Raw genomic sequence first — 4,449 nt, 5'->3', positions numbered from 1 at the left:
CCCGGACGTGATCCGGGACCGCTGGCCGTAAACAGCCCACGAAGCTGCCCGCGTCCGGCCGCCCAAACACCGCCACCGGTCCCGGATCAAGTCCGGGACGACGCGTGCAGCCCGCTCAACCACCCGGGTTCCTTGCGAAATAGGCGCGGATCGCCTTCGCGCCTGCCTCTGCCAGAACCTGCTGCCCCTGCTTCGATCCCAGCGCCTGCGCGTCGTCGGGGTTGTTGATGTAGCCAGTCTCGAACAGGATCGAGGGCATGTCGGGCGCCTTCAGCACCGCCAGCGCAGCGGCTTCCGGCCGGTCGCGATGCATGCCAACGCCCGCGTCGCCCAGTTCGCGCAGCAGCAGCGTCGCGACTTGGGTGGAGCGCGCCTGCGCCCCGCGCTGCGAGAGGTCGAGCAGGATCGCGCCCACTTGCGCGCTCGTCTTCGACAGCTTGACGCCATTCACGCGGTCGGCTCCGTTCTCCCGTTCGGCGAACCGCTCGGCGGCCTGGCTCGATCCCTTTTCCGAGAGGACATAGACACTTGCCCCGCGCGCCGAATCAGCCTCGGCGCTGTCGGCATGGATCGAGACGAACAAGTCCGCGTTCAGCCGCCGGGCGATGTCAGGGCGATCGGCGAGCGCGATGAAGCGGTCGGTGTCGCGCGTCAGGGCCACGCGCAGGCCGCCGCTTGCCAGCAGCTTCTCGCGCAGCGCCAATGCGATCTGCAGCGCCACGGCCTTTTCCTTCAGCGCTCCTGCCCCCGCGCCGGGATCGAAGCCGCCATGGCCCGGATCGATGACCACCAACGGACGGCTGGCGTCGGGCGGCCCATCGACGCGCGGCAGGTCGATCGGCGCGTTCACCCCGGGCAGGTCGAAGCGGATGACGTAGTCGTAGCCCCCGGCCCGCACCGGCCATACCCCGCTCACCGCGAACGCGGCGGCAAGCACCGCCAGCGGCGCGATGAAGACGAGGATCAACTGCAAGGTGCGCGACATTTGCGCCAAGGACTAAGCCGCGTTTGGCGGGCGGGCAATCCTGCGCCCCCGCGCTTTCCCACAGGCTGGTCAGCCGCTCCGCCCCGGGCCGATGCCCGCCAAATTCCAACGGTCCAAGCAACTTGCCGTCTTGCGTCATGAATGCTAGGCCAGCAGAACCGAGGCGAGGAATGCGCGTCGGTCCTCGCAATCCGGCAATACCATAACCATATGGCGCCGGACAGGACCGGCAGAGCCAGACGCAAGCCTCGGTCCAGGGAGCCGGAAATAATCCTTTTTCCGGAGTGCCTTATCAGGTTGAAGTGAGCCATGAGAAGCCAGTTGCCGCCTTGCCATTCGACGCCCGAAAGGGCGCGGGCGGCGTGGTCGCAACTTTCCGCGCGTTCTAATACGCCGCGCGTGTCTTCGCTCGCAGACGCACATGCTGCCACACATGCTACTGGGGCAGCCACTACTTTCGCCGCGCATGGAGCGCTGGATTGCTCCACCATTGCGCCAAAACTCGCCCCCTCAGTTTGGAACGCCGCCCCAAGTGGCCGCGTCGTGATTCTGCGGGGCGCATTCGCCTACAGTGAACATACGCGCATCCGCCAGGCTGATCCGGCCCGGCGTCGACGCGCACGGAGAATACCAAATGGCAACCCGCATGCTGATCGATGCGCGCCACCCGGAAGAAACGCGGGTGGCGGTCGTCAAGGGAAACCGCATTGAAGAGTTCGACTTCGAGTCGACCGAACGCAAGCAGATCAAGGGTAACATCTACCTCGCGAAGGTGACGCGCGTGGAGCCTTCGCTCCAGGCCGCGTTCGTGGACTTCGGCGGCAACCGCCACGGCTTCCTCGCCTTCAGCGAAATCCACCCGGACTACTACCAGATCCCCAAGGAGGACCGCGAGGCCCTGCTGGCGGAAGAAGCCGCCCATGCCGAGGAAGAAGCCGCCCTGCGCGCCACCGAAGGTGACGACGAGGACGAAGACGGCGACTACAACGACGATGGCGGCCTCACCGAGGTCGATACGTCCGAAAAGGACCATGTCGCCACGATCGAGGACGGCGCGGTAGAGAACCCGTTCCACGCCGACGACGACGGCGAGCATGAGGGCGAGCACGGCGACGAAGAGTCCGAAGGCAATAACCGTCGCGGCCGTGGCCGTCGCCGCCAGGGCGGCCGTCCCTCGGGCCGCTCGAAGGAAGCCGACGACCTGCGCGCCAAACGCATGGCGCTGCGCCGCCGCTACAAGATCCAGGACGTCATCCAGCGCCGCCAGGTGCTGCTGGTCCAGGTCGTCAAGGAAGAGCGCGGCAACAAGGGCGCGGCTCTCACCACCTACCTCAGCCTCGCGGGCCGCTACTGCGTGCTCATGCCGAATTCGAGCCACGGCGGCGGCATCAGCCGCAAGATCAGCTCGGCCTCGGACCGCAAGCGCCTGAAGTCGATCATCGCCGAGATGGACCTGCCCCGCTCGATGGGCTGCATCGTCCGCACGGCGGGCCTCCAACGCACCAAGACCGAGATCAAGCGCGACTTCGACTACCTCGCCCGCCTGTGGGACGAGCTGCGCGAACAGACCATGCGCTCGGCCGCTCCGGCGCTGATCCACTCGGACAGCGACCTCATCAAGCGCGCCATCCGCGACATCTACAACCGCGACATCGAGGAAGTGATCGTCGAGGGCGAGGCCGGCTACCACGCCGCCAAGGACTTCATGAAGCTCCTGATGCCCAGCCACGGCCGCAAGGTTAAGCCTTACGCCGATCCCGTCCCGCTGTTCCAGCGCTTCGGCGCCGAGGACCAGCTGACCGCGATGTACGACCCCGTCGTGCAGCTGCGTTCGGGCGGCTACATCGTCATCAACCCGACCGAAGCACTGGTTTCGATCGACATCAACTCGGGCCGCGCCACCAAGGAGCACGGGATCGAGCAGACGGCGGTTGCCACCAACCTCGAAGCCGCGGCCGAAATCGCCCGCCAGCTGCGCCTGCGCGACATGGCCGGCCTCGTCGTGATCGACTTCATCGACATGGAGTATGGCTCCAACGTCCGCAAGGTCGAGAAGGCGATGAAGGAAGCGCTCAAGAACGACCGCGCCCGCATTCAGGTCGGCCGCATTTCCAGCTTCGGCCTGATGGAAATGAGCCGCCAGCGCCTGCGCACCGGCGTTCTCGAAGCGACCACCCGCTCGTGCCCGCACTGCGACGGCACCGGCCTCGTCCGCACCGCCAGCTCCGCCGGTCTCTCGGCGCTGCGTCTGATCGAGGACGAGGCGGCCAAGGGCAAGGGCATCGTGGTGTCGCTGTTCGCCTCCACCGAGGCGGCGGTCTACATGCTCAACGCCAAGCGCACCGACCTAGCCGACATCGAGGAACGCTACGGCGTCACCGTCGAAGTCATCCCCGAGGGTGAAAACGAAGGCGCCAAGATGCGCGTCATGTCGTCGGGTCCGCGCAACGAGTTCGTGCCCCGCTTCGAGCCCATCGCCGAGGACGTCGAGGACGACTTCGTCGAGGAAGAGTACGAGGACGAAGAGCTGGAAGCCGAAGAGGCTGCCGAGCGCACCGAAGCGTCGGAGGACGGTGAAGGCCGCCGCAGCAAGCGCCGCAAGCGCCGTCGTGGCCGCAACCGCGATCGCCGCGAGGACGGTGCCGAGACCGCTGAGGTCGAAGCTGCCGACGCTTCGGACGAAGGCGACGACGCCGAAGACGAAGGCGAGAGCATCGTCGAAGCCGAGGGCACCGAGGCCGAGGGTGACGATACCAACGCACCCAAGAAGCGCCGCCGTCGCGGTGGTCGCCGTCGTCGCGGTCGTCGCGGTGAAGGCGAGGCCGAGAACGGCGCAGAGGGCGAGGACGCCGTGATCGGCGCCGAAGGCCTCGAACTGGCTGCCGAAGAAGCCGCGCTGCCGGTCGCCGATGGCGGCATCAGCGCCGAGCCGATCGTCCCGGCCGAACCGGTCGCCGAGGAAGCGCCTGCAAAGCCCAAGCGCACTCGCCGCAAGAAGGCGGACGTCGAGGCCGAAGCCGTCGTCGAAGCGCCCGCAGCGCCCGAACCGGTCGCCGAGGAAGCGCCGGCAAAGCCCAAGCGTACCCGTCGCAAGAAGGCGGACGTCGAAGCCGAAGCCGTCGTCGAAGCGCCCGCAGCGCCCGAGCCGGTTGCCGAGGAAGCGCCTGCAAAGCCCAAGCGCACCCGCCGCAAGAAGGCGGACGTCGAGGCCGAAGCCGCTCCGGCACCGGCTCCCGAGCCGGTTGCGGAAGAGGCTGCAGCAAAGCCCAAGCGCACCCGTCGCAAGAAGGCGGACGTCGAGGCCGAAGCCGCTCCGGCACCAGTCGCCGAACCAGAAGCAGTCGCCGAAGCCGCGTCGGCTGACGATGCCGCTCCGGCACCGCGCCGTGGCTGGTGGCAGCGCACTTTCGGCGAGTAATCGCCGACGGCTCTGAAACAAGGGCCTAAAAATGCAGACGCCGCGC

General features: G+C 67.5%; 2 protein-coding genes. One reads left to right on the top strand and one right to left on the bottom strand.

Annotated elements, in window-relative coordinates:
• Positions 1–115: 115 nt before the first annotated feature.
• Entirely contained in the window at positions 116–985 is an 870-nt protein-coding gene (locus ACYPYD_RS12960) for an N-acetylmuramoyl-L-alanine amidase family protein (RefSeq protein ID WP_008829220.1), read from the bottom strand.
• 634 nt (positions 986–1,619) lie between these two features.
• Here ACYPYD_RS12960 and ACYPYD_RS12955 point away from each other — a divergent pair.
• Positions 1,620–4,403: an Rne/Rng family ribonuclease gene (locus ACYPYD_RS12955; RefSeq protein ID WP_459663512.1), complete on the top strand. Its 2,784-nt coding sequence runs from the start codon at positions 1,620–1,622 to the stop codon at positions 4,401–4,403.
• The last annotated feature ends 46 nt before the right edge of the window (positions 4,404–4,449 follow it).

The organism is Novosphingobium sp. 11B (assembly GCF_054589055.1).
This window is presented reverse-complemented; position numbering and strand designations above follow the sequence as displayed.

What these genes read in the sequence shown, in the direction of transcription:
- ACYPYD_RS12960 (WP_008829220.1), bottom strand. Translation starts at nt 985, where the DNA reads ATGTCGCGCACCTTGCAGTTGATCCTCGTCTTCATCGCGCCGCTGGCG.
- ACYPYD_RS12955 (WP_459663512.1), top strand. Translation starts at nt 1,620, where the DNA reads ATGGCAACCCGCATGCTGATCGATGCGCGCCACCCGGAAGAAACGCGG.